22 protein-coding genes and 2 pseudogenes are annotated in these 24,112 nt (G+C 68.7%); 20 read left to right on the plus strand and 4 right to left on the minus strand.

All coding sequences use genetic code 11. From position 1 onward, the window contains the following. Positions 1–152 precede the first annotated feature (152 nt). From C516_RS20780 to C516_RS18980, 9 genes and pseudogenes are all read left to right on the plus strand, one after another. Positions 153–296: pseudogene (locus C516_RS20780) on the plus strand (IS481 family transposase); the annotation flags it as partial. A 101-nt stretch (positions 297–397) separates the two neighbouring features. Then, complete coding sequence (locus C516_RS0107855) at positions 398–862, plus strand: pyridoxamine 5'-phosphate oxidase family protein (RefSeq protein ID WP_040409364.1); 465 nt, start codon at positions 398–400, stop codon at positions 860–862. A gap of 603 nt (positions 863–1,465) precedes the next feature. Further along, positions 1,466–2,299: pseudogene (phnD, locus tag C516_RS21530) on the plus strand (phosphate/phosphite/phosphonate ABC transporter substrate-binding protein). A 56-nt stretch (positions 2,300–2,355) separates the two neighbouring features. Next, entirely contained in the window at positions 2,356–3,162 is an 807-nt protein-coding gene (gene phnC / locus C516_RS0107865; RefSeq protein WP_018717820.1) for a phosphonate ABC transporter ATP-binding protein, read from the plus strand. Then, entirely contained in the window at positions 3,159–3,965 is an 807-nt protein-coding gene (phnE, locus tag C516_RS0107870) for a phosphonate ABC transporter, permease protein PhnE (protein ID WP_018717821.1), read from the plus strand. The genes phnC and phnE (C516_RS0107870) overlap by 4 nt, the downstream gene beginning before the upstream one ends. Beyond that, entirely contained in the window at positions 3,962–4,780 is an 819-nt protein-coding gene (gene phnE / locus C516_RS0107875) for a phosphonate ABC transporter, permease protein PhnE (protein WP_018717822.1), read from the plus strand. The genes phnE (C516_RS0107870) and phnE (C516_RS0107875) overlap by 4 nt, the downstream gene beginning before the upstream one ends. 352 nt (positions 4,781–5,132) lie before the next feature. After that, on the plus strand, positions 5,133–6,590 hold the full coding sequence (locus C516_RS0107880; protein WP_018717823.1) for an amidase: 1,458 nt from the start codon (positions 5,133–5,135) through the stop codon (positions 6,588–6,590). Beyond that, positions 6,575–7,189, plus strand: coding sequence for a TetR/AcrR family transcriptional regulator (locus C516_RS0107885; RefSeq protein ID WP_018717824.1), 615 nt, complete (start codon positions 6,575–6,577; stop codon positions 7,187–7,189). Before C516_RS0107880 ends, C516_RS0107885 begins: the two co-directional genes overlap by 16 nt. A 61-nt stretch (positions 7,190–7,250) precedes the next feature. After that, positions 7,251–7,634 (plus strand): hypothetical protein, encoded by a 384-nt coding sequence (locus tag C516_RS18980; protein ID WP_018717825.1) that lies wholly within the window; start codon positions 7,251–7,253, stop codon positions 7,632–7,634. Between the two features lie 71 nt (positions 7,635–7,705). Here the strand turns inward: C516_RS18980 and C516_RS0107900 are convergent, their stop codons facing one another. The 3 genes from C516_RS0107900 to C516_RS0107910 all read right to left on the minus strand — a co-directional run bounded on the left by C516_RS0107900 (position 7,706) and on the right by C516_RS0107910 (position 10,196). Further along, entirely contained in the window at positions 7,706–8,638 is a 933-nt protein-coding gene (locus C516_RS0107900; RefSeq protein WP_018717826.1) for a ketopantoate reductase family protein, read from the minus strand. Positions 8,639–8,751: 113 nt separating this feature from the next. Further along, complete coding sequence (locus C516_RS0107905; RefSeq protein WP_018717827.1) at positions 8,752–9,588, minus strand: AraC family transcriptional regulator; 837 nt, start codon at positions 9,586–9,588, stop codon at positions 8,752–8,754. Next, the gene (locus C516_RS0107910; RefSeq protein WP_018717828.1) at positions 9,585–10,196 is read right to left on the minus strand and encodes a LysE family translocator; all 612 of its coding nucleotides are present in this window, start codon (positions 10,194–10,196) and stop codon (positions 9,585–9,587) included. The genes C516_RS0107905 and C516_RS0107910 overlap by 4 nt, the downstream gene beginning before the upstream one ends. 304 nt (positions 10,197–10,500) lie before the next feature. On the opposite strand from C516_RS0107910, the gene C516_RS0107915 reads away from it, so the two are divergent. From C516_RS0107915 to C516_RS18985, 11 genes are all read left to right on the plus strand, one after another. Then, positions 10,501–11,355 carry a PhzF family phenazine biosynthesis protein gene (locus C516_RS0107915; protein ID WP_018717829.1) on the plus strand — a complete coding sequence of 285 codons (855 nt, stop codon included), beginning with the start codon at positions 10,501–10,503 and terminating at the stop codon, positions 11,353–11,355. A 139-nt stretch (positions 11,356–11,494) separates the two neighbouring features. Next, the gene (locus C516_RS0107920) at positions 11,495–11,752 is read left to right on the plus strand and encodes a hypothetical protein (RefSeq protein WP_018717830.1); all 258 of its coding nucleotides are present in this window, start codon (positions 11,495–11,497) and stop codon (positions 11,750–11,752) included. A 713-nt stretch (positions 11,753–12,465) separates the two neighbouring features. Continuing rightward, positions 12,466–14,160: a thiamine pyrophosphate-binding protein gene (locus C516_RS0107925; protein WP_018717831.1), complete on the plus strand. Its 1,695-nt coding sequence runs from the start codon at positions 12,466–12,468 to the stop codon at positions 14,158–14,160. Between the two features lie 281 nt (positions 14,161–14,441). Beyond that, on the plus strand, positions 14,442–15,434 hold the full coding sequence (locus C516_RS0107930) for a hypothetical protein (protein WP_018717832.1): 993 nt from the start codon (positions 14,442–14,444) through the stop codon (positions 15,432–15,434). Between the two features lie 27 nt (positions 15,435–15,461). Further along, complete coding sequence (locus C516_RS0107935; RefSeq protein WP_040409365.1) at positions 15,462–15,923, plus strand: GNAT family N-acetyltransferase; 462 nt, start codon at positions 15,462–15,464, stop codon at positions 15,921–15,923. Between the two features lie 228 nt (positions 15,924–16,151). After that, positions 16,152–16,928 carry a FadR/GntR family transcriptional regulator gene (locus tag C516_RS0107940; RefSeq protein WP_018717834.1) on the plus strand — a complete coding sequence of 259 codons (777 nt, stop codon included), beginning with the start codon at positions 16,152–16,154 and terminating at the stop codon, positions 16,926–16,928. A 78-nt stretch (positions 16,929–17,006) separates the two neighbouring features. Then, complete coding sequence (locus C516_RS0107945) at positions 17,007–18,038, plus strand: TRAP transporter substrate-binding protein (protein WP_211210587.1); 1,032 nt, start codon at positions 17,007–17,009, stop codon at positions 18,036–18,038. 82 nt (positions 18,039–18,120) lie between these two features. Further along, complete coding sequence (locus C516_RS0107950) at positions 18,121–18,708, plus strand: TRAP transporter small permease subunit (RefSeq protein ID WP_018717836.1); 588 nt, start codon at positions 18,121–18,123, stop codon at positions 18,706–18,708. Position 18,709: 1 nt separating this feature from the next. Then, positions 18,710–20,011 (plus strand): TRAP transporter large permease, encoded by a 1,302-nt coding sequence (locus C516_RS0107955; RefSeq protein WP_018717837.1) that lies wholly within the window; start codon positions 18,710–18,712, stop codon positions 20,009–20,011. Between the two features lie 60 nt (positions 20,012–20,071). Next, positions 20,072–20,587 (plus strand): gluconokinase, encoded by a 516-nt coding sequence (locus C516_RS0107960; RefSeq protein ID WP_040409366.1) that lies wholly within the window; start codon positions 20,072–20,074, stop codon positions 20,585–20,587. 143 nt (positions 20,588–20,730) lie between these two features. Beyond that, positions 20,731–21,345, plus strand: coding sequence for a dihydrofolate reductase family protein (locus C516_RS18985; protein WP_018717839.1), 615 nt, complete (start codon positions 20,731–20,733; stop codon positions 21,343–21,345). A 140-nt stretch (positions 21,346–21,485) separates the two neighbouring features. On the opposite strand, the gene C516_RS0107970 is transcribed toward C516_RS18985, so the two are convergent. After that, the gene (locus tag C516_RS0107970) at positions 21,486–24,083 is read right to left on the minus strand and encodes an autotransporter family protein (protein ID WP_169509134.1); all 2,598 of its coding nucleotides are present in this window, start codon (positions 24,081–24,083) and stop codon (positions 21,486–21,488) included. Between the last annotated feature and the right edge of the window lie 29 nt (positions 24,084–24,112).

The raw sequence follows: 24,112 nt of genomic DNA on the forward strand, positions 1-24,112 counted from the left end.
CTGTCCCCTTCCCGTAGATTAGGTCCATGGATTAGTAGAACTTCCGGCATGATGGCGGTCTCGACCTGGAGGTCATCATGCGCAAGAGTCGGTACAGCGAACACCAGATCGTCAGCGCCCTGAAGCGCGCCGAAGAGGGCATGGCGCTCAAGCGCTATTGCCATCTGTACAATCACCACATCCCGCAGAGAGCGCTGCATCACCGAACACCGATTCAAGCGCTCAACGGCTGGCAGCAAAGCCATCTGCATCTGTTCGTCCGGGAAGAGCGCAATCATCCGGGACGTGACACATAGCCAGTATCTGTTGGCGGGAGCACCTGTGCTCTGTTCCGGTGCGCAGCAAAGCGAAAACGTTGGGCTGGAGTTGGTCCGGTGGCGTTGAAAGGGGGTTGTCGATGCTTTCAGATGAAGTGAAGTCGTACGTGGAGCGTAGCGTCCTATGCTGGCTGGCTACTGTGGACGCTGAGGGCTGGCCGAATGTTTCCCCTAAGGAAATATTCACAGCGTATGACGACGAGCGCCTTATCATTGCGAATGTCGCCTCGCCCGGTAGCGTCCGCAATTTACTACGCGTGGAACGCGCATGCGTGAGCTTCATAGACGTTTTCGTGCAGAAAGGTTTCAAGGTGCGTGGGCGCGCGCAGCTAGTGTGGGTGTCAGATCCGCGGTATCGCGAGCTGCTGACGCCGCTGGAAGATATGGCCGGGGGTAAATTCTCGATCAACGGCATAATTGAGGTATGGGCCGATGAGGTCGAGGCAATTCTTGCCCCAAGTTACCGGTTCTATCCGGAGACTACGGAAGGCGAGCAAGTGGAAGGGGCGATGGTGGCGTATGGGGTGACGCCTGCCCGGCGATAAAGGCGTTCGGGAGTGGGTCTAACGTTCCAGCGTTTGGCAGTGAGACGGCAGGGCCGTGGCCAGCGGCGGTTCTCACGGCCCAATAGCCACTGTCGCGCTTTGCGAAGGGCGCCCGGTATCGAGTCGGGGCATTGATTCGACGGCCGTTGTCGGCTGCCAGGAGCAGCCGACCTACCGGGGATTGCGGTTTTGTTTGCGGTGCGGGGGTTGTCGGGTGGGGGTGGTGTAGTCAGGTGATCTGGCGTTGCTGCTCTTTGCGTATTGGCGGTACCGGCCCCGTTCGATCCCTGCTCCTTTGATATCCCCGGGCGGTGACGCCCTGAAATATCCGTGTCCCAATCACGTCATCCGGCCGTCACACCTCGGACGCGTGTTCTCCCTAGACTGTGGCTCGGTTGAGCCCAACGCAAGGGAGCTAAGACGATGTCGACCAAGCGGAATAACAAGGGAATCACGGCCCGGGTGCTCACGGCGGTGCTCGGGGGGGCGCTGCTGATGTCCGGCTTCTCGGCCGCTCAGGCGCAGTCGATGGAGTGCAGTCACCGGGGCGATCTCGCCGAGCGCTACTGCGATGAGGACCGCGATCTGGTCGCGGACCTGCCGATGGACGAGTCGGAGTGGCAGGACCCGGACACGCTGTTCTTCTCCTACGTCCCGGTCGAGGACCCGGCGGTGTACGCCGACGTCTTCAAGCCGTTCATCAAGCACCTGGAAGAGGTGACGGGCAAGGACGTGCGCTACTTCTCCGCGCAGTCCTACGCCGCGCAGATCGAGGCGCTGCGCAGTGGGCGGCTGCAGGTGGCGGGCCTGTCCACCGGCTCGGTGCCCTTCGGCGTGAACATCGGCGGTTTCGTGCCGTTCACGATCATGGGCACGGAGGACGGTGAATACGGCTACCGCATGCAGGTGATCACGCGCCGCGACAGCGGCATCAAGAACCTGGACGACCTGCGCGGCAAGACGGTCGCCCACACCGAGTAGGCCTCGAACTCCGGTAACCAGGCGCCGCGTGCGCTGCTCGCGGAGCGGGGCATCGTCCCCGGCGAGGACTACGAGGTGGTCTACTCCGGCGGGCATGACCGCAGCATCCTCGGTGTCGCCAACGGCGACTACGCGGCGGCGCCGGTGGCCTCCTCGGTGCTGGATCGCATGGCGGACCGTGGCGTCGTGGACCGCGACAAGCTGCGGGTGATCTTCGAGACGGAGTCGTTCCCGACCACCGCGTTCGGTACCGCCCACAACCTGAACCCGAAGCTGGCGCTGCTGATCCGCAAGGCGTTCTTCACCTTCGATTTCGAGGGCAACAGCGTGGGTGAGGAGTTCTCCGACGCGGACCGCTTCATCCCGATCACCTACCGTCAGCACTGGAAGGACATCCGCACCATCCAGCAGGCGAACGGCGTGGAGTACACCCAGGAAGGGCTCTCCGAGGAGTAACGCCGGCCCGCCCCGGCCACCGCCGGGGCGGGGCCTTCCGGCAGGAGCCCGCCACGATGCTCGAGATCGATAACCTCACCAAGACCTACGCCGACGGCCTGCAGGCCCTGCGCGGATGCAGCCTCACCGTGCCCGGTGCGGAGGTCGTGGCCGTCATCGGCCCGTCCGGGGCCGGCAAGAGTACGTTCATCCGCTGTATCAATCGCCTGGTGACGCCCACCGGCGGCAGCATCCGGCTCGACGGCACCGAGCTCACCGCCCTCGGCGAGCGTGGCCTGCGCGGTGTCCGCCGGCACATCGGCATGATCTTTCAGGAGTACAACCTGATCGAGCGGCTGACCGTGATGGAGAACGTGCTCGCGGGGCGGCTCGGCGCCGTGTCCTTCATGCAGGCGTTGCTGCGGCGTTTCCCCCAGGCGGACGTGGACCGCGCCTTCGAGCTGCTCGCCCGGGTGGGGCTGGAGGGCTACGAGAACAGCCGTGCGGACGCGCTCTCCGGCGGGCAGCGCCAGCGCGTGGGGATCGCCCGCGCCCTCATGCAGGAGCCGCGGCTGCTGCTGGTGGACGAGCCCACGTCGTCGCTGGACCCGAAGGTGGCGCGTTCGATCCTGGCGCTGATCTGCGAGCTCGCGAGCGAGCTCGGGATCCCGGCGCTGATCAATATCCACGACGTCGGCCTCGCGCTGCGGTTCGCACGCCGGGTGATCGGGCTCTCCGCGGGGGAGATCGTCTTCGACGGGGCGCCGGCGGAGGTCGACGAGGCGGCGCTGTCGCGCATCTATGGCGCGGATGACTGGCGGGACGCCTTCCGCCAGGAGGGCGAGGAGGATCGCCACGTCGCCGGCGAGGGCATGGCATCGTGAGCGCGCCCGCCACCGTCTCCCCGCGCCGCTGGCGGCGGCCGCCGGTGATCGCCACGCCGTGGCTGCGCTGGGTGGCCGTTGCCGGCGTGATCGCCTATCTCGCCTTCGCGGTGGTGGACCTGGAGTTCGACTACGCCCGCTTCGTGCGCGGCGTGCCCCGGGGCGTGGACATGGTGGTGTCCATGTTCCCGCCGGACTTCAGCCGCTGGGACCTGCTCCTGGGTGGCCTGCTGGAGAGCCTGCAGATGGCCTTCTTCGCCACCGCGATCGGGGTGGTGGTGAGCATCCCCATCGCCGTCGGGGCCGCGGCGAACGTCGCGCCTAAGTGGCTGTATGCCGTCTGCCGGGGCTATATCGGGGTCTCGCGCACCTTCCCGGAGGTGCTCATCGCGATCTTCTTCGTGAAGGCCTTCGGCTTCGGCGCCTTCGCCGGCGTGCTGACGCTGGTGATCGCCTCCACCGGGTTCGTGGGCAAGCTCCTCGCCGAGGAGATCGAGGCCATTGACCCGGGCCAGGTGGAGGCCATGCGCGCCACCGGCGCGGGGCCGCTCGGGGTGCTGCTCTTCGGTGTCGCGCCGCAGGTGATGCCGCGCTACATCGGTCTCGTGATCTACCGGCTGGACATCAACCTGCGCGAGTCCACGATCCTCGGCATCGTCGGTGCCGGCGGCATCGGCGCGGTGCTGTACAACTCCTTCGCCCGCTACGAGTACGACTTCTCGCTCGCTATCCTGCTCGCGATCATCGCGGTGGTGCTGGTGGCGGAGTGGTTCAGCGGGTTCGTACGGGCGCGCACCAAATGAGCACGATGATCCGGGAAGGCGCCGCCCCCATGCCGCGCCCATGGCACCGCTACAGCGCCCGGGAACGCCTGGCGCGCTTCGCCGCGTGGCTCGTGGCCGTCGCCGTCATCGCCTGGTCGGCGACCACGCTGGATATCTACTGGCCGTTCGTGCTGGACGCCCCGGAGCAGGTCGCGGACCTCGCCGGGCGCATGGTGCCGCCGGACTGGCCGTTCTTTCTGCAGATCATCGACCCTATGGTGGAGACCCTCAATATCGCCACCCTGGGGACGATCCTCGGTGCGGTGCTGTCGGTGCCCGTGGCGCTGATGGCCGCGCAGAACACCACCCCGAATCAGACGACGCTGTGGCTGGCGCGGGTGATCGTGGTGGGCTCGCGCTCGGTGAACGAGCTGGTTTGGGCGCTGATCTTCGCGGTGGTCTTCGGGCCCGGCGCCACCGCCGGCATGGTGGCCATCGGCGTGTCCTCCGTGGGCTTCATCAGCAAGCTCATCGCCGAGGGCATCGAGGAGATCGACGATGGCCAGGTGGACGCCATCAACGCCACCGGCGCGGGTCGCGGCCAGGTGCTGATCTACGGCGTGCTGCCCCAGGTCATGCCCACCATCATCGGGGTGCTGACCTTCCGCTGGGACATCAACATCCGCCAGTCGTCGATCATCGGCCTGGTGGGCGCCGGCGGCATCGGCATCACGCTCAGCAACCAGATGGACAGCTTCGCCTGGGACAACGTCAGCGTGATCCTCATCGCCATCTTCGCCGTGGTGATGGCGAGCGAGTGGGTGTCCGCCGCGCTGCGCCGGCGGGTGACGTAGTGACCCGGCCCGTGAGAGGGCGTGCGCCGTGCGGGCGTTTCACGCTTGTGTCGTTCGGTGCCGTTATCACCGGCGGCCGGGGCAGGGGACTGGCCTCGGCCGCGATGTACAGCCTCCATCGCGTTTGGCGCGGGTGTTCGCCGAACGACGAAGGCGGGCTCCGTTCCATCCACCTGATGCGTGATCCTGCAGGCCTAAGCGGTGGCGGGGTTTCCCGCCTGTAGTGGCCGGGAAGGGGCGGGGACAGGTGCAGGGATAGAGAACGCAGGTATCAGTTTGCCCGCTACGGGCTTTGAAACTATGATAAAAAGCGAATCCGTTATTCGCTATACAAGGCAGGGAGGCAAGCATCATGGCAGCGGAAGGCACGGCGCGCCCCGGTGGTGACGGGTTCGCTGATCTGGACGCTACTGCGCAGGCGCGGCTGGTCCACAGCGGTGACGTCTCCCCGCTCGAACTGGTGGATGCGGCCATAGGCCGTATCGAGCGGCTCGATCCGCTGATCAACGCCGTCGCCGCCGCCGATTTCGAGCGGGCGCGGGACCAGGCGGGGCGTGTGGACACATCCGGCCCGTTCGCAGGCGTGCCGACGCTGGTGAAGGACCTGCTTGCCTATCCGCATTTGCCGCTCGGGATGGGGGCGCGGCTGTTCGAGGGGCAGGTTGCGCCGGCGGGGTCGGCGTACACACAGGCACTGGATGCGAGCGGGCTGATCGTGCTCGGGAAATCCACCACGTCCGAGTTCGGGCTGCTGGGGACGACCGAAACACTCGCGTGCGGCGTGACCCGCAATCCCTGGGACCTCGAGCGCTCGCCGGGTGGGTCCTCCGGCGGTGCGGTGGCCGCCGTCGCCTCCGGGATGGTCCCCGTCGCCCACGCCTCCGACGGGGGCGGCTCGATTCGAGGGCCCGCGTCGTTCTGCGGCCTGTTCGGGTTCAAGCCCGGCCGGGGGCGGCACCGGTCCACGGGGCAGCCCGGGGGCTCGCCCTTCACGGCGATGCTCAGTGAGCACTGCGTCTCCCGCAGCGTGCGGGACAGCGCCACCTGGCTGGCCGCTACCGAGCGGAACGATCCTGCCGCCCCGTTCGCTCCCGTCGGCCGGGTGACGGAACCGTCGCGCCGGCGGCTGCGTATCGGCCTGTATCAGCGCACCGCTTTCGGCGAACTGCCCGACCCGGAGGTGGCCGGGGCGCTGGTCGAAACGGGCCGGCTGTGCGAATCGCTGGGGCATGAGGTAGTGGTGACGCCGGGGCCACAGTACGACGCCCGGGCGGCCAGCGATGCGTTCTTCACGTTCGCCGCATTGACGATCGGTGCGGCCTGCGAGCAGATACGCGCGGCCATGGGTCCGGCGTTCGACGAGGAGCGACTGGAGCCGTACACGCGCGAGCTCATCCGGTACGCGGGCCGTCTCCCGGAGGCGGCGGGGACGGACGCGGCGGCTGCACTCGAGGCCGCCGCGGGCGCGGCCGATCGCTGTATGGCCGGATTCGACGTGCTCCTCTCGCCCACGGTGGCCTTCCCGGCGTTTCCGCTCGGGCGTCACGGCGGTGCGGAGCCTTTCCAGCAGGCTGCCGCTTTTACCGAGGCGCTGGCCGGCTACACGGCGATCGCCTCCATTGCCGGGTGGCCTGCGATGTCGGTGCCGCTGCACGTCTCGCCACAGGGCCTGCCGATTGGCTCCCATTTTGCCGCGCCGCGGGGGGAGGAGGCGCGCCTCCTGGGCCTGGCGCTGGAGCTGGAGCAGGCAGCGCCCTGGGAAGACCGACTGCCGGTGGATGTGGGCGCCAGCCAATGCCTCAGCAGCTGAAGCCCGCTGTCAGGGCCCGGATTCTCGCCGCCGCGGCCGATGCCTTTGCGCAGCGCGGTTACGCCGCCGCGCGGCTGGCCGACATCGCCGGGGCGGCTGGCGTGTCGACGGGCAATCTCTACCGCTACTATCCGAACAAGGAGGCGCTGTTTGCGGCGGTGGTCCCGCGTTCTGTCGCTGCGCGGTTTCTCCGCCTGATGCGGGCACGCGTCCGCGAGCTCGCGACGCGCAGCGACTGGCGTACCGCCACGGCCGCCGGCTCGTCGAAGGCGGACGCCCTGCTGGATTTCTGGATCCGCCAACGCCTTCCGGTGGTTATCCTGCTGACCGGCGCCCAGGGCTCGCCGCTCGCCCACGTGCGCGCGCTGGTGGTCTCGGAGCTTGCGCGGCTCTCGGATGAATACGCGGCGACGCGGCTCGGGGATAATGCCGGCGAACGGGTGCCGCGCGTGGTCCTGGTGCAGCTATTCTCCGCCACGGTGGACATGATCGCGGCGATCCTGCGAGAGCACGCCGACGACGCTACGATCCGGACCGCCTTCCAGGCCTTCTGGCGCTATCAGCTTGCCGGCCTGGATGCCCTGCTCAGGGACGGTTAGAACGGTGGCTCTACGTGATTTCACCGGATACGGGCCGGGCGCATCAGGGAGGAACGTCTGAATGTTACGGACACTGCTGGCCCGCGATGTCTACGTGCAGGTCTACCCGAACCGCTTCGTGCTCAGGCGCCTCGAAGCCGGCGCCCGGCCGGTGACGCTCGAGGCCGACGAGCCGTTTACCACGGAGCGCCTGCTGGTCGGGCAGTTTTCCATTGCCGAGCGCCTGCTCAGACAGGGGCTGAAGGCGGTCTTTCCCGCGCGCTGGTTGTCGCCCGGCCCGGTCGTGGTGGTCCATCCCATGGAGAAAGTGGAAGGCGGCCTGTCGGAGGTGGAAGACCGGCTGTTCCGGGAGCTGGCGGCCGGGGCGGGGGCGCGCAGGGTGGTCGTCTGGACCGGGCACGAGCTCTCGGATGCCGAGGCGAGGGCCCGGGCCGCCGACGCGTAGTCGCCCGGCCAGCGCGGTGTTTCGCATCCCGGGGCCGGGCATGCAGCCCACGCCCCGTTTCGGCGCCGTGCTCACCGGATCGCGATCCCGGCCTTCGCGGCGACCATCTCCCCGAGCACCCGGACCGTTCTGACGTCCTCCGGCGGTTCCAGGCCCGCGGCGAGGCGGGCGATCTCCAGGTTGAGGTAGCCGATCTCTGTTTCCCGGTTCGCGCGGATGTCCTGCAGCGTGGAGATGAGCTGGCCGTCGGAGCCCTGGCTGATGCGCAGCAGCTGCTCCATCAGCTCGCGCTGCTCGAAGGGGATGCCGAGCCGTGCGGCGACGGCGCGGGATTCCGCCACCACCGTCTCCGCGATCCGCGCCGCCTGTTCGTCCCGGTGGAAGATGCCGTTGTCCACGTCCAGCAGCGGGCAGATGGAGTTGAAGGCCGCGTTGATGATGGCCTTCTTCCACGCCTCGCGCTGGATCGCGTCCGTGGCGCGAAAGCGGAAACGGGGCGTGGACAGCGCCTGGACGATGGTTTCCGCGCCGGCCGCATTCCCGCCGGCCGTGCCCACCGGCGACTCGGCGACCTCGCGGAACCGGTAGGCGTGCTCACCGAGGACCTGGCCGGTGGCGTAGAGGACGCAGCGGTACACCGCGGTGAATCCCGCCTCGGTGAACGGGCGCTCCACGCCGAGGCCGTTCTGCATCGCGACCAGGGGCATGTCGCCGAAGCGCCGCCACAGTTCCGCTGCAACGGCCCGGTTCGCCGTGGCCTTGATCGTGACGGCGAGGATGCCCGGCTTGGGGTCCCGTACCGCGGACAGTGGGATGGCGCGGACCCGGGCCTCGATCGGCCCGCCGTCCTCCGGCTCGACCGTGACGGTGATGTCGTTCTCCGGCCGGTCGCGGGCGCTCGTGCGTACGGCGAGGGTGGGGCGGCCCTGCGCGGACAGCAAGGCCGCCAGTGGCATGCCGATCGCGCCGGCGCCGACGACGTAGACGGGAGTGGTGGCGTCCATCGATGTGCTCCCTGTTGGCGGCGTGCCGCGACGGCCGATGAACCCGCCTGACCTGGCGGCAGGCCGTGGTGTCGGACGATGACTGGGCGGGGCGGCCCCGCTATGGCGCCGCGTTAACCGCCTGTCGGGGCCGTGTGCCCGGCGTTGCCCTCGATGAGCCTGCGCCAGCGGCCGGGGCTGATGCCGTAGGCCTCGGAGAACTGGCGCGTCATGTGGCTCTGGTCGGCGAAGCCGGCCTCGATCGCGGCGTCCGATAGGGCGGCGCCGGAGCGCAGGCGCTGTTTCACGCGCTCGAGGCGGCGCATGGTGAGATACCGGTACGGGCTGGTGCCGAACAGCGTGCGGAAGTCACGGGACAACCGCCAGCGGTCCCGCCCGCTGGCGGCCTCGAGCTCGGCGAGGGTGACGGCCCGCCCTTGCGCGGCATCCAGGAACTCCCGTGCGCGCTGGGCGGCGGGGTAGTCGAAGCCGTGCCGGTCCGGTCGCTGGCCGGCGTGCGCGCTCAGCGCCATGGCGAGGTCGAAGAGGCCGTCGTCCTCCTCGAAGTCCTCCGGCGGATTGTCGACGTGGCGCAGCAGCCGGGCGACGCAGGCGCCGAGCCGGCGGTCCCGGGTGATGCCGCCGGGGATGTAGGGCAGGGCGCGGCCGCCGAGCATGTCCTGAATGATGGCCGGCGGGATGTAGATCATCCGGTAGCGGAAGCCGCCCTCACTGCCCGCGTGGCCGTCGTGCAGCTCGTCCGGGTGGAGCACGATGGTCCGCCCGGGCACGCTGTGGCGGTGCTCGCCGCGGTAGTGGAAGCTCTGCACGCCGGACAGGGTCATGCCGATGGCGTAGGTGTCGTGGCGGTGCGGCTCGTAGGCATGGCCGCCGAAATAGGCCTCCAGCCGCTCGATGCGGGCATTCTGCGAGTGGACGAACCAGTCGCGGTCGCTGGTGCTTTGCGTCATGAAGGGCCCCCGGGGGTGGCCACGAAGAAGTCGTAGATGATCGAGCATGCCACCAGCACCAGCATGAGCGCCATTGCCCGGTTGAAACGGCGGAAGTAACGCTCAGCCCGGATCCGCCGGCCGGCCAGCGCGCCGAGGAGGGCATAGCTCGCCGGTGCACCGACGGCGCCGAGGGAAATCAGCCCGGCGGAGAGCGTGACGTCGATGCCGGTGATCTGTGCGGCGGGGAACATCAGCGTCGTCACCGGCAGGATCACCACGAACCCCTTAGGGTTCAGGATCTGCAGGAAGTAGCCCTCCCGGAACCGCAGCCGCGAGCGCGCGTCCCGTCCGGGCTGCTCGACGGACACCTCCGCGACGAACAGCCGGTATGCCAGGTACAGGATGTAGCCGCTGCCCACCGCGGCGAGGTAGGGCAGCACCGCCTGGCGCACCAGCGCCTCGCCGGCGTAGCCCAGCACCAGGAACGCGCTGAACATGCCGGCGCCGACGCCGACGCAGTAGCCCGCCAGGGTCCAGCCGTTGCCTCGCAGCCCGCCGTTCAGGGCGAGGATGTTCACCGGCCCGGGCGAGTACATGACGCAGAAGGCGTACAGCGCGATCTCCACCGTTCCACTCCGCAGCATTCGATCGGATACCGCCCGATAGTGCGCGCACGCGGCGCGGCAGTATTGAACGATCTTGCAGGGGCCGTGGGTTCGTCGCGTCGGTCCTGGCGTCGGTGTGTCGCGCCGTGCCGAGGGGGTATAGAGTGCCTGTTGTCGATGGGCTGCCGGCCCCGCGGCGCGTGAATACGACGCTCCGCGCCTGCCGGCGGGAATGCGATAACAGCCGACGCCCGGTGAGGCGATTCGTGGCGCGGGCCCCACCGGGATGCAGGGGCCGGCGATTACCGGGTCAGGTGGGTGAGGAATGATGCTGCGACGTTTTCAACAGGTCGATGTCTTCGGTGCCCGGCCGTTTGCCGGTAACCCGCTCGCGGTCGTGCTGGATGCGGAGGGCCTCTCCACCGGGGAGATGCAGGACTTCACGCGCTGGATGAATCTCTCCGAGACGGCGTTCATCCTGCCGCCGACGACGGACGAGGCGGACTACCGCGTCCGCATTTTCACGCTCTCCCACGAGCTCCCTTTCGCCGGGCACCCGACGCTGGGCAGCTGCCACGCGTGGCTGGCGGCCGGCGGTGAGCCGCGGGACCCCGGCCGGATCGTCCAGGAGTGCGGCGCGGGCCTCGTGCCGATCCGCCGGGAGGCGGGCCGGCTGGCGTTCGCGGCACCGCCGCTGGTGCGCTCGGGGCCGGTCGACGAGGCGCGGGTCGCCGAATTCGCCGGCGTGCTCGGGATCGGTCGCGAGGAGATCGTCGATGTCCGGTGGGTGGACAACGGGCCCGGCTGGGTCGGGATCCTGCTCGCTGACGCGGACGCCGTGCTGGCCGTTGAGCCGGATTTCGGACGCTATTCCGGCGAGGACGAGCTCGATATCGGCCTCGTGGGCCTGTACCCCGAGGGCTCGGAGTGCGCCGTCGAGGTGCGCGCGCTCTTCAACGACGCCCACGGCGCGATGATCGAGGACCCGGTGACCGGCAGCCTCAACGCCTCCCTCGCCCAGTGGCTGCTCGGCGCCGGCCGCCTGGGCGCACCCTACGTTGCGAGCCAGGGCACGCGGCTCGGCCGCAGCGGCCGGGCTTTCATCGATCGGGGTGCCGGGGACACGGTCTGGGTGGGCGGTGCCACCGCGACCTGCATCAGCGGGACGGTCGAGCTGTAGCGGCCGGCGAGACCCGGGAGGGCAATCCGGGTAGACTCCGCAAACCGGGGCGGCCCCGTCCCGGTGACGGGATGTTCCCATCATCGTTCCGGCGGCGTACGGCCGTTGGACAAACCAGCGACACAGGCAGGGAGGCGGAATGCTGGACCGGCTTTTCATGAAATATCTGAGCCGAAAGGGAATCTGGTGCTACTGGGTGGGGCAGATCGCCCTCGATATCATCCTCCTCGGTTATCTGTTCGGGATCGCCGGGTACTCGTTCGACGACGAGAGTGTCCGGACGACGCTGATCGTCGGCGTGCTTGGTGTGGCGGTCGTTTGGGGCGGAGTGTGCCTGGTGTTCTGGCGCAGGCAGGACGAGCCAGAAGGGGAAACGGCGTCCACCGGGGATAGCTGATGCACCGCCCGGTGTAGCGAGCCGGGCGGGACGGTCATGCAGGGGGCCGTGCCCTGAAGCGGCCCGCCTGCCTGGAGCGGCGCCGTCGGCGTGTGCGACACCGCCAGGTGTCCCCCGCGCCCGGTGCCGTTCCGAGTCGTGCGGTGAGTGCCGGGTGGGTCCCTGCCGTGGCACATTCGTACCAGTGACATACACTTGAGTGACCCGCCGGGCGGGCCGGTTTCCCGCCCACCATGCTGCATGCGCACACAGCCCGTCGGACTCTCGGGCAAATATCCGGATGGACTGGCCATGCCGTGCCGGGGTTTTCTCCGTAGCCTGATTCCCAGGCCAACCGTTGGTTGTGCCTCTCCTCTTTAAATCTGGTCGCTCCACGAATCCCATTTGGAGCGAGTGCGCGGGGCGCCGGCGTAGGCCGCCGGCTTACGGCCTGCCCCCGCGCCGGCCTTTTTTGCCGCGGGTCTTGCAAGGCAGGTCTCGGGCGGCTCCGCCCGTGACCTTGCCCGCACCTGGCGATGACCGGCCTGGATAGGGTCGCGATCATCCACTTCCTCGCCGTGCAACCGTTTCCGCGTCAAGATGGTGACTAAGGCGTTCGGTAGCGGTGTGACGCAGAACGAGGAATTCCTGGCAGTGCACCCGCCGATACCGGGGCCCGCCTACGTGCGCTAGCTTCAGCGTAGTGCACGTGCGATTCGAGGAGGAGAGTGAGGATGGGAGAGATAACCCGGCGTAATGGCGGCCAGATCCTGGTGGATGCCCTGCGCGTCCATGGCACGGACACAGCGTTCTGCGTGCCCGGAGAGAGCTTTCTGCCGGTGCTGGATGCCCTGCACGGGGCGCGGGACGAGGTCCGCCTAGTCGTCTGCCGCCAGGAGGGCGGTGCCGCGCACATGGCCGAGGCCTACGGCAAGCTCACCGGGCAGCCCGGCATCTGTTTCGCGACCCGTGGCCCGGGCGCGTCCAATGCCAGCATCGGCGTCCACACCGCGGCCCAGGACTCCACGCCGATGGTGCTGTTCATCGGCCAGGTGGGCACGGACGCGCTGGAGCGCGAGGCCTGGCAGGAGGTCGACTTCCGGCGGATGTTCGGCGGCATGGCCAAGTGGGCCACGCAGATCGAGCGCGCCGACCGGATCCCCGAGGTCGTGGCGCGGGCGTTCCAGACCGCGGGCTCGGGGCGGCCGGGCCCGGTGGTGGTGGCGCTGCCCGAGGACGTCCTGTTCGACGAGGTCGAGGTTGGGGACACCCGCCGCTACTCGCCGGTGCAGGCCCATCCCGGCACGGCGGACCTGGAGCGGCTGCGCTCGCTGCTCGCCGATGCGGAGCGGCCCTTCGTGCTCCTGGGCGGCGGGGGCTGGGACGCCGGGGCCTGCGAGCGTATCCGCGCCTTCATCGAGGCGGCGGACCTGCCCGTGGGCTGCACCTTCCGGCGCCAGGACCTGCTCGACAATCACCACCCCAACTACGTCGGCGACGTCGGCCTCGGGATCAACCCGGACCTGGCCCGCCGGATCCGAGAGGCGGACCTGGTCCTGGCCATCGGTCCGCGCCTGGGTGCGACCACCACCAGCGGCTACACGCTGATCGAGTCGCCGACCCCCCGGCAGACGCTGGTGCACGTCCACGCCGACCCGGACGAGCTGGGCCGTGTCTACCAGGCGGAGCTGATGATCAACGCCGGCATGCGGGAGTTCGCCGAGGTGGCGGAGCGGGCCGTGCCGCCGGGCGCCGGCGGGCGCTGGGCGGCATGGACCGAGGCCGCGCGCGAGGACTACCGCCGGGAGATCCGCCACGCGGCCATGCCCGGTCCGCTGGACCTCGGCGAGGTCATGGCGCACCTGCGCGAGACCCTGCCCCGGGACACCATCGTCACCAACGGTGCCGGCAACTACACGCTCTGGGTGCACCGCTTCTACCGCTACGGCGGCTTCCGCACCCAGCTCGCGCCCACCAGCGGGGCGATGGGCTACGGCGTGCCCGCCGCGCTGGCGGCGAAGCTCGTCCACCCCGAGCGCGAGGCCGTGTGCTTCGCCGGTGACGGCTGCTTCCTGATGAACGGTCAGGAGCTGGCCACAGCCGTGCAGTACGGCCTGGACGTGTTGTTCATCGTCATCAACAACGGCATGTACGGCAGCATCCGCATGCACCAGGAGAAGCGATACCCCGGCCACGTGCACGGCACCGCCCTGACGAACCCGGACTTCGTCGCCCTGGCCAACGCCTACGGCGTCCACGCCGAGGCGGTGGTGGAGACCGACGCGTTTGCCGCGGCGCTCGAACGGGCGCGTGCCGTCGAGGGGCCGGCCCTGCTGGAGCTGCGCATCGACGCCGAGGCGATCACGCCGCGCACCACCCTGAGCGCGCTCCGCGACCGCGCCATGGCCTCCGGGAGTGGCGGGGCATGAGCGGCACGGCCACCGGGCACGATGCCGGCGCCCCGGGCGTCGAGTCGAACTGCGAGGAGGTACTACCCGAGGGGCACAGACGCGCTGCGGCCGGCCCGGGCTCAATGTCGGCAACAGCGTAACACCCGCCCCCGTTCCGGTCCTGTCTCCCGCCGGTCTCCCGAACACCGTATGATGCAGAAAAACCGCAGCCCCCGGAGCGGCGAACCGCCGAGAGGGCATGTCCGGTGATCCCGAAACGGTGGCCACGGCGCCGTCACGCGTGAACAGGGAAGGTGGGTATGGGGTTCGTTGTGGTGCTCTCGGTGGTGATGTCCATCGGCAATATGGTGCCGGCTTACCTGTACAGCCCGGAGACCGCGGTGCCGCCGGTCCCGGATCGGGGCCGGGAGGAGCGGCCGGTCCGGGAGGAGCGCGAACCCTGCGGTTTCGAGGGGTTGCGTCTGCCCGGCGATGTGGCCGTCTACGCCGCCGGCGGCTACGCCGGCCGGGACGCCGGCTTCCAGATCGACCAGAGCGGGCATGAGGCCACGCGATTCGACGTGACCGTCAACAGCCGTACCCGGCCGGTGGTGCTGATGCTCGGTGCCTACGAGCCGACGATCTGGAACCTGGAATGGACCGAGGGCACGCGGATCCTGGCGGTCTTCGCCTCGGGTTACCACAGGCAGGTGATCGCGGGCCTTGGCGATGATGTTCCCGTGCGTGTCAGCACGCACGGGAACCGCGGCGGTTGCGGCTATTTTTACGTTCGCGACGCGGGCAATCCGGAGCTGAACCCGATGGCCCGGACCCTGTTCGACAGGCCGGTGGCGCTGGTGTACCCGGGTGACAGCGCCGGGCGGATCGTGGTCGGGGAGACGGTCTCCCCCGGGCAGCGGTTGATCACCTCGCCCCGGACGACGCCGGAATCGTTCAGGGATCCGGACGCGCCGCTGGCCGGGGAGGCCGGACTCGAGGCCGCGGTGTCCCGGGGCGCTATCCGTCCTGCCACGGATGCCGATGCCGTGCGGTGGGTGGCGGCCGTGGCCGCGAACTCGCCGGAGCGCGATGTCCCGCCCGTGGCGGGGAAGGGCGTGCCGCGGCCGCCCCGTCCCCGGCTGCACAATGCCTACGTCGTCATGAAGGATTTCACCTATCCTTCGGGCCTGTACGGGGCCAACGCGGCGACGTTCTTCATCGAGCGTGGCGTGCCGGAGCCCGCGGGCGACCCGGGCCACTCGGCCGTCTACGACTTCAACACGCTCGACTGTCACGGCGCGTTGTGCCGATAGTCACGCGCATGCAGCAGGGGGCGGCGGATGATCGGTATACGCGCTGCGACGATGGACGACGCTGACGCCGTTACCGCCTGCGTCCATGCCGCCTATCGACACTATGTGCCGCGGCTCGGGTGCCGGCCCGGTCCCATGGATGACGACTACCGCGCGGCGATTGCCGCGCACGATGTGTTCGTCGCCGTGGCGGACGACGTGGTCGCCGGGGTGCTGGTGCTCGTCGCCGAGCCTCACGCCTGCCTTCTGGACAATGTCGCGGTCGATCCGAGTATGCAGGGCCGTGGCATAGGCCGCCGGCTGCTCGCCTGGGCGGAACAGTGGGCCCGTGAGCGCGGGTACGCCGCCATCCGGCTCTACACCCACGAGCGCATGACGGAGAATCAGGCCCTTTACGCCCGCCTTGGCTACGCGACGTATCGGCATCGGACGGAGAACGGGCTGGCCCGCGTGTACATGTGCAAGCGCCTGGATTCCTCCGGGCCCTGATCCCCACACCGCCGGAATCCCCGAGCCGGTCAGGGCTGGTCGTATGACACGGCCACGCCTGCCCGGGCGAATCCCGGAAATGTCTCATCCCACCGCCCGTCGGTTCCTGGTCCGGGGGGCCGCCGGCCCGTCGACGGTTATCCCCGGTATCGGCACGAGGTATCAGACATGCTTTGCATAAATGTCAGACATGATCTACGTTAGGTCAGATCAACGGAGGAGAGCGCGATGACCCCGAAGGGCCGGAACACGGGTCGGGATCTGGGCAGACAGCTTGCGGAGTCGCTGGCGGCGGACCTGTTCGCCGGGCGTTACCGCCCGGGTGATTTCCTGCCCAAGGAGACCGAGCTCTGCGAGCTGTTCGACATGAGCCGGGCGTCGGTACGCAGCGGCCTGCAGCTGTTGCAGTCGCTCGGGATCATTGCCCGTACCGCGGGTCAGGGGACGCGGGTGGAGGAGTTCCGCGACTGGAACATCCTCGATCCGGTGGTCATGGGCTGGATGGCCGAGCACGCCGTCCCCAACCCGGAGTTCCTGCGCGAGATCTACGAGTTCCGTCACGCGGTCGAGCCGTTCGTTGCCATGACGGCGGCATCCAGGGCCACGGCCCGGGACCTGGTGGCCATGGAGGAGGCCTTCGCCGGCATGGAGGCGGCGGTCGAGTCCGGTGGGCTGCAGCACGACGGCGAGGCGTTCAGTGATAACGACATCGCCTTTCACGCCGCGATCTACCGGGCCACGCACAACCTGGTGTGGTCCCAGCTAGCCACCATCCTGAGACCGTCCATCCTGCTCGTCATCCGCAAGAGCAACGACACCGCCGACGAGCTTCGCGACAGCCTCAACCGCCACCGCCATCTCATGGAGTGCATCCGCCTGCGCCAGCCCGAGGCCGCCCGGGAGGCCGCACAGCACGTGCTGCACCGGACCGGACAGGACCTCGGTGTCGACGGGGTGGAGGCGGCGGCGCAAGACCCGTCCGCCGCCGGCCGTGGGGCCGGCTGAGTTCCGATGCCGCCCGTTCGGGCGCGATATCACTGCCGCCCAGGCGGCAGATAAGAGAGCCAATGTGAGGAGGAGACAATGACTATGCCCAATATCACCAGGCGGATCGCCGTTGCCGCGGTGACCCTTGGCGTCGCGTTCGCCACGCAGGCCGCGCTGGCCGCCAAGTACGAATGGACCTTCCAGACCTCGGAAACCGCCGGAGAGCCCCAGTTCGAGATCAAGAAGGCGTGGGCGGAGAACGTCGAGACAATGTCCGAGGGGCGGATCGAGATCGAGATCCTGCCCACCGGTGCGGTGGTGCCCTCCGACCAGACGCTGGACGCGGTCTCCAGCGGTATCCTGCAGGGCCACCTCACCGACCCCAGCTACTTCACGGGCCTCAACCCTGCCTTCGGCATGATCGGTAACCTGGTCGGCGCCTGGAGCGACCCGATGGACTTCCTCGAATACATGAAGGAAGGCGGCGGCGAGGAGATCTACAACAAGCTGGTCGAGCCCTACGGCGTGCACCTGATCGGTGCCGCGGTGACGGGCCTGGAGTCCCTGCCCTCGAAACGCCCGATCCGCAAGGTCTCCGACCTGGAAGGGCTGAAGATCCGTGCGCCCCAGGGCATGGTGTACAACGTCTTCGAGCGTGCCGGCGCCACCCCGGTGAACCTGCCCGGCTCGGAGGTCTACACCTCGCTGCAGAAGGGCGTGATCGACGCCGCCGACTACACGGTGTTCGCCACCAACCAGTCCCAGGGGCTGCACGAGTTCGCGCCGTACCCGAACTATCCCGGCTTCCATTCGCTGCCGATGGTGGCGGTGTCCCTCAACAAGGAGATCTGGGACGGCCTGCCCGATGACCTGAAGGCGATCCTGAAAACCTCCGTCGATGCCATGGCCTACGAGATGGCGTTCAAGCTCAAGGAGCGCGACCTCAAGGCGGTGAAGAAGGCGCGGGAGAATCCGGACGTCCACGTCATCGACATGGCCGACGAGGAGCGCGCCAAGTTCCGCCAGATCGCGCAGAAGGAATGGAAGGCCTGGGCGAAGAAGAACGATCTGTGCCAGCAGATCTACGACACCGCGGTCGGGTTTCTCAAGGACCGTCACCTGATGTGAATCCGTTGGTCCGGCGGGGGGCCGTCCGGCGCCCCGCCGCCCGGTCTTTGGCGGCCCGGGCGGCCGCGGAGGAGAACCTTCCATGACAGTGGAATTCGAGGACACCGGGGAGGATCCCCGGGAGTCGTTCGACGACGCCGTCGGCGCACGCACACGGCTGGACCGGTTCATCAACCGGGGGGCGAAGGGTGTCGCCTGGCTGGTCTTCGCGGCCATGGCCATCAGCGTCTACGAGGTGTTCATGCGCTACGTGCTGAACGCCCCCACGTCCTGGGTGCACGAGACGACCGTATTCCTGGTGGCGATCACCTTCGCCCTAGGCGGACCGGTGGCCCTGGCCCGGGACCGCCATATCCGGGTGCGTCTGCTCTACGACGCGGCGGGGCCGCGGCTGCGCTACGTCCTCGATGTGTTCAACGACGCGGTGACGCTGCTGTTCTGCCTGACCATGACCTACGCCGCGTACGTGATGTTCTGGCGGGCCAGCCACGGCCCGACGGGCGATTGGCACCTGGAGCGTTCGGGCACGAGCTGGAACCCGCCGTTCCCCGCCCTGACCAAGGGCATCATCATGGTGGCGGTGGGCATCATGTGCCTGCAGGCCGTGCTCCATCTCGTCCAGTCGCTCCGCGGTCAGCGCTCCGGCGGCCAGCCGGCGGAGGGGCACTGACATGGATATCGCGACGGGAACCTACCTGCTGGTCGCCGCGATCTTCGCGCTGCTGATCACCGGCCTGCCGCTCGCGTTCATCACCGGGCTCGTCGCCCTGATCTTCACCCTGGGCTGGTTCGGGCCCGACGCCCTGCCGCTGGTCACCGCACGGGTGTACGGCTTCATTACCGAGTACTCGCTGGTGGCCGTGCCCATGTTCGTGTTCATGGCCTCGCTGCTGGACCGCTCCGGGATCGCCGAGGACCTGTTCAACTCCATGCGCGTGTTCGCCGGGCGGCTGCGCGGCGGGGTGGCGGTGCAGACCATCATCGTCGCGTTCTTCCTCGCGGCGATGTCCGGCATCATCGGCGGCGAGATCGTGCTGCTCGGCATCCTGGCACTGCCGCAGATGCTGCGCCTCGGCTACGACCGCCGGATCTCCATCGGGGTGGTCTGCGCCGGCGGCTCGCTGGGGACCATGATGCCGCCCTCCATCGTGCTCATCATCTACGGGCTGATGGCCAGCGTGTCCATCGCGGACCTGTTCGTCGCCGCCATCACCCCGGCGGCGATCCTGATGATCTCCTACATCGCCTACGTGCTGATCCGCTGCTCGATCAACCGGGACATGGCGCCGGATCCGGGGGTTCCGGAGACGGAGCAGCCGCTGACCACCGGGCAGGCCCTGCGTGGCATCCTCTCGCCCGCGGTGATCGCGTTCATGGTGCTGGGCACGATCTACACCGGGATCGCCTCGGTCACCGAGGCCTCCGCCATGGGCGTGTTCGCCGTGCTGCTCACCATCGTGCTGCGCGGCGAGATCAGCTTCCGCCTGCTCCAGGTCAGCCTGATCCAGACGATCAACACCTGCGGGATGATTGTGTGGATCGGCCTGGGGGCGGCGACGCTGGTGGGCGTGTACAACCTCATGGGCGGCGACCGCTTCGTGCACGCCGCGATCATGGGCCTGGACGCCGAACCCATCGTGATCATCCTCGTGATGATGGCCATCCTCGCCGTGCTCGGCCTGTTCATGGACTGGATCGGCATCGCCATGCTGACGCTGCCGATCTTCGTGCCCATCGTGGAGGCCCTTGGCTACAGCCCGATCTGGTTCGGTGTGCTGTTCGCCATCAACATGCAGGTCTCCTTCCTGAGCCCGCCGTTCGGGCCCGCAGCGTTCTATCTCAAGGGGGTGGCGCCGCCGGAGATCAGCCTGAAGGACATCTTTACCTCCCTGGTGCCCTTCATCGGCATACAGATCCTGGTGCTCGCGCTGATGCTGATCTCGCCGGACCTGTCCATGTGGATGCTCCGGTAGGGCAGAGGGCCCGCCGCGGGGGTGGAGACCACGACACAACAAAAGGTGAAACGGGGAATCGTGAAAGAGCGAGGAACGGCGACGGTCGCCGTGATTTTCGGCGTTTCGGGCTGCGGCAAGACGGAGATCGGCCGGCGTGTGGCGGCGGCCTGCGGCTGGAGCTTCATCGACGCGGACGACCTGCACACGCCGGCGAACATCCGCAAGATGCAGGCGGGGGAGCCGCTGTGCGACAGCGACCGCTGGCCGTGGCTGGCGACCCTGAGGGAGCGCATCGAGGCCGAGCTCAACGCCGGCCGCTCGGCGGTCCTCGCCTGTTCGGCGTTGAAACAGGTCTATCGTGATCGCCTCACGGTGGACCCGAAACGCGTCCGCTTTTTCTACCTCAAGACCCCGTCGGCCCTGCTGGAGCGGCGGCTGCAGGGCCGACGCGGGCACTTCTTCGACCCCGGGCTGCTCTACAGCCAGCTGCAGACGCTCGAGGAGCCGACGGCCATCGCCAGCGTCATCGACGCCTCCGTGAGCCGGGAGGCGGTCACGGCCGCCATCCGGGCGAGGCTCACCAGCGTGGAATAGGGCGCGTCGCGCGGGGCGTCTTTCGCGGACGCCGGCAGGGGCGGACTGGACGTATCCCCGTCTTGCCGGCGAGTGTATCGGGGCCGGTTGCCACGGTGGTGCCCGTGCAGGCCGGTAAAACACCGACGGGACGGGGATGCACTATGGAACGCGCGCGGCGGCGTATCGTGATGTTCAACTGGGTAACCGCCGACGGATTCTTCGCGGGATCCGACGGCGACCTGGACTGGGTCGTTCCGGATGCCGAGCAGGCCCGGGCAACCGCCGGGGAGATCCGGGGTTTCGACACGGTGCTTTTCGGGCGGCGGACGTACGAGATGTTCGAGGGATTCTGGCGGCATGCGGACATCGACGAGTCCGGCACGGTGCCGGACCCCCACCATCCGGGCCGGCGCTCGGAGGACCACGGTGCGGTGGCGCTCGCACTGAACCGGATGACGAAGCTGATCTTCTCTGCCTCCCTCGAGGAGGTGACATGGGAGCCTGCACGCCTGCTCCGCTCATTCGATCCGCGCGAAATTGAGGCCCTCAGGGAACAGCCCGGCGGGGACATGATCGTATTCGGTAGCGGCTCCATCGTGTCGCAATTGATGCAGCACGACATGATCGACGAGTATCAGCTCGCGGTGTGTCCGGTCTTTATCGGGAACGGACGGTCCCTGTTCAGTGGCGCGTCGGCGCGTCTGCCGCTGGAGTTACTGGAGAGCAGGCCGCTCGCTTCCGGTGATGTCATGCTGCGCTATGGGCGTTCTGCCTAGAAGCGCGGCGGCATTGGCGGATTGCCGGGATCGGCCGGCAGACCCGGCGATGGCGGGCAATCGGTTGCCGGCCCCGTTACGGCCTTCCGGTGCGGACCACGCGCCGCCGGCGTCTGCGGCGGCGTGTGGTCCACTTTCCCCTACCAGCGCATTCGCCAGGTGAAGGCAATGCCGTGGTGCCGGTCGGATTCCGCGAACTCCCCCCGGTATTCGAGGTCCAGGCGTGATGCCTGGTCGATCCGGGCCGTGACGCCGAAGCCAATCGCCGCACGGTCGCGGTCGAGCGCCGGGCCGTTGACCTCGAAGGTGGCGGCGGGCGTGGGGGCGAAGTGTGCGGTCATCGCCGTGTCGCGATCGCCGTGCTCGCGGACCCACGCGAACTCGGCGCGGGGTTCGATCGTGGCGCCGTCGATCTCCGCGGTTCCGGCCAGCCGTACGCCGACGCGGGTGCGCAGCGACTCGGTGGTCTCCTCGTCCACGTCCAGGTTGGCCGTGCCGGCGCCGCTCTCGCTGAAGTCCTCGCGCCGGGTCCGGCTCACGTCGGCGCCCAGGAAGGGGGTGACCACTGCGGAATCACCCCAGTCCCACTGGTGGCCGCCTTCGATCGACCAGGAGAGCTGGTTGCTCGCGTAGTCCGCGGATGCCGTGCGCGGATCACCGCCGACAGTGACGACACGCTGAGCATCCGTCTGGTGCCGACCCACGCCGAGGGTGGTGTCGACGTAACTGCTGTCCGCCGACCAGCCGGCGTAGCCGGCGATCTGGTAGCTGTCGATGTCCAGGTCGCCGTTGCCGGTGTCGACGTCGGTGCGCCCGTAACTGCCGGCAAGGCCGACGGTGATGCCGCTGGCGAGCCGGGTGTCCGCGCCGATGGCGAGAGTGGCGCTGTTGTAGTCGTTGCCCGAGGCGTTGTCGGTGCCGCTGATCCTGCCGGTGCCGCCGATGGCGCGGACCCACAGGCCGCGGTTGCGGCCGACCGGTCCGCCGGTGCGGTTCATGGTGGCGGCACTGGCCGCCAGCGCGTTGGCCCAACCCCGGCCGGCGAAGGCGAGCCGGAGATTGTCCGGACTTCCGGCGCCGGCCGTGGTGCCGTTGCCGAGGTGGTCGAAGACCAGGCCGCGGAAGCGGAGCTGCTGGTTACGGGTCATCGTGTGGTTGTGGGTGTGCTGAACACCGGAGAGGTTGTCGTAGGCAGCCCGGGCGCCGGAGGCGCTCATGCCCCGTACGGCCTCGACGATCGGCGTGACGCCGTTACCGGGACCGTTGGCGGCGGCGGTAATGGCTGAGCCGACGGCGCGCTGGTTGGGGGTGTTTGCGACATCGGCGTAATCGATGTCGTTGCGTGCGAGGGTGAGGGTGACGTCGTCGGTACCGTAGTCGAGCGACGGGTCGAGGAATGCGAAATCCGAGGTCACGCTGTCGAACGTGCCGTCGATCCCGTTGTCGGCGGTCAGGACGGTATAGGACGAGGTGGGGGCGTAGGCGCTCCCGGCATCCAGGCCCAGATGCAGGATAGTTCCTCCGTCGAGGCCTGCCGAACCGGCGACGTCGATCCGGTCGCCGCGGCCGTCCCCGGGGACGACCTGGAGCTCGTAGCGGGCACCCGTGGAGACATCCAGGTCGCCGTCTATCGTGAGGGTGCCGATTCCGTCGCCCCCCGGCGCAATCGCGCCGTCGGTCCCGATGGTGGTCGTCCCGACGGTACCCGTGCCGCTCAACCGGCCACCGGCGCTGACACTGATCGTGCCGCCCAGCGTGCCGGTGACGTCCAGTGTGCCGCCAGTCACGCTCGTGCGCCCGGTGAAGCCGGCGCTGTCCGCGCCCAGCAACGTGGTGCCGGCGAGATGCCGGATCGTGCCGCTTCCCCTGATCGGGGTGTCGAATGCGTAGCCATCGGCCGTGTGGTTGAAGATCAGGCTGCCGCCGCCCTCGTAGAACTCGACCACGGTCGCGTCGAGCCCACCGGGGGCAGCCGGCGCGTCGCCCCGGGCAGCGCCGATATTCAGCGTACCCGTGCCGTTGCTGCCGTAGCCGATCACGACGCCCCGCCCACCCGTGATCCGGATGGTGGCGTCATTGCGTAGCGTGGCGTCGCCCGGCCCGTGATAACCGAGCATGAGATAGTCCTCGGCCGTTACCACGGTGCCCGGTCCGTCGACCAGCAGGAACCCCTCCGCTCGCGGCCGGTATCCCAGCAGAATCGGTGCCGCCGTGAGCGAACCCCGGTTGGTGACCGTGACCGACCCGGTCCCGTTGTCACCCACGTTGAGAAAGCCGGTCGATACGAATTCGCTGCCGTCACCCGAGACCGTGAGCGAGCCCACGCCGGTACTGTCGGAGGCAATCGTGAACGTGCCGCCGGTACTGACCGTCGCGCCGCCGGTCACGTTCATCGTGGCCGTTCCCTCGCCGGCGAGCGTGGTTGCTCCAGGCCTGAGAACGGTTCCGTCACCGTCCACTGTGACGATGCCCGTACCCTCTCCTCCCGGGTAATCGTTCTGAAGGTCCTGCGAACCGACGTAAAGCGAGTTGACCTCAGCGGACGCGCCGCCGCCGAGCATGAACGTGCCGGTGCCGTTGATCCCCACCGTCAGCTCGCTGGTCACGTCGAACCGCGTGCCGGAGCCGGTGACGGCGATTGTGCCGTCGGCGCCGGACGCCGTGCCCAGGAATCCGCGCTTGGTTTCAAGCGAGCCGCCGTTGGAGACGGTCAGCGAGCCGTCGGAGCCCGTCGCCACGACAAGCCGGTCTATCACCGAGGCGTCGG

Source organism: Arhodomonas aquaeolei DSM 8974 (assembly GCF_000374645.1).
In the GTDB taxonomy this organism is placed as follows: Bacteria; Pseudomonadota; Gammaproteobacteria; order Nitrococcales; family Nitrococcaceae; genus Arhodomonas; species Arhodomonas aquaeolei.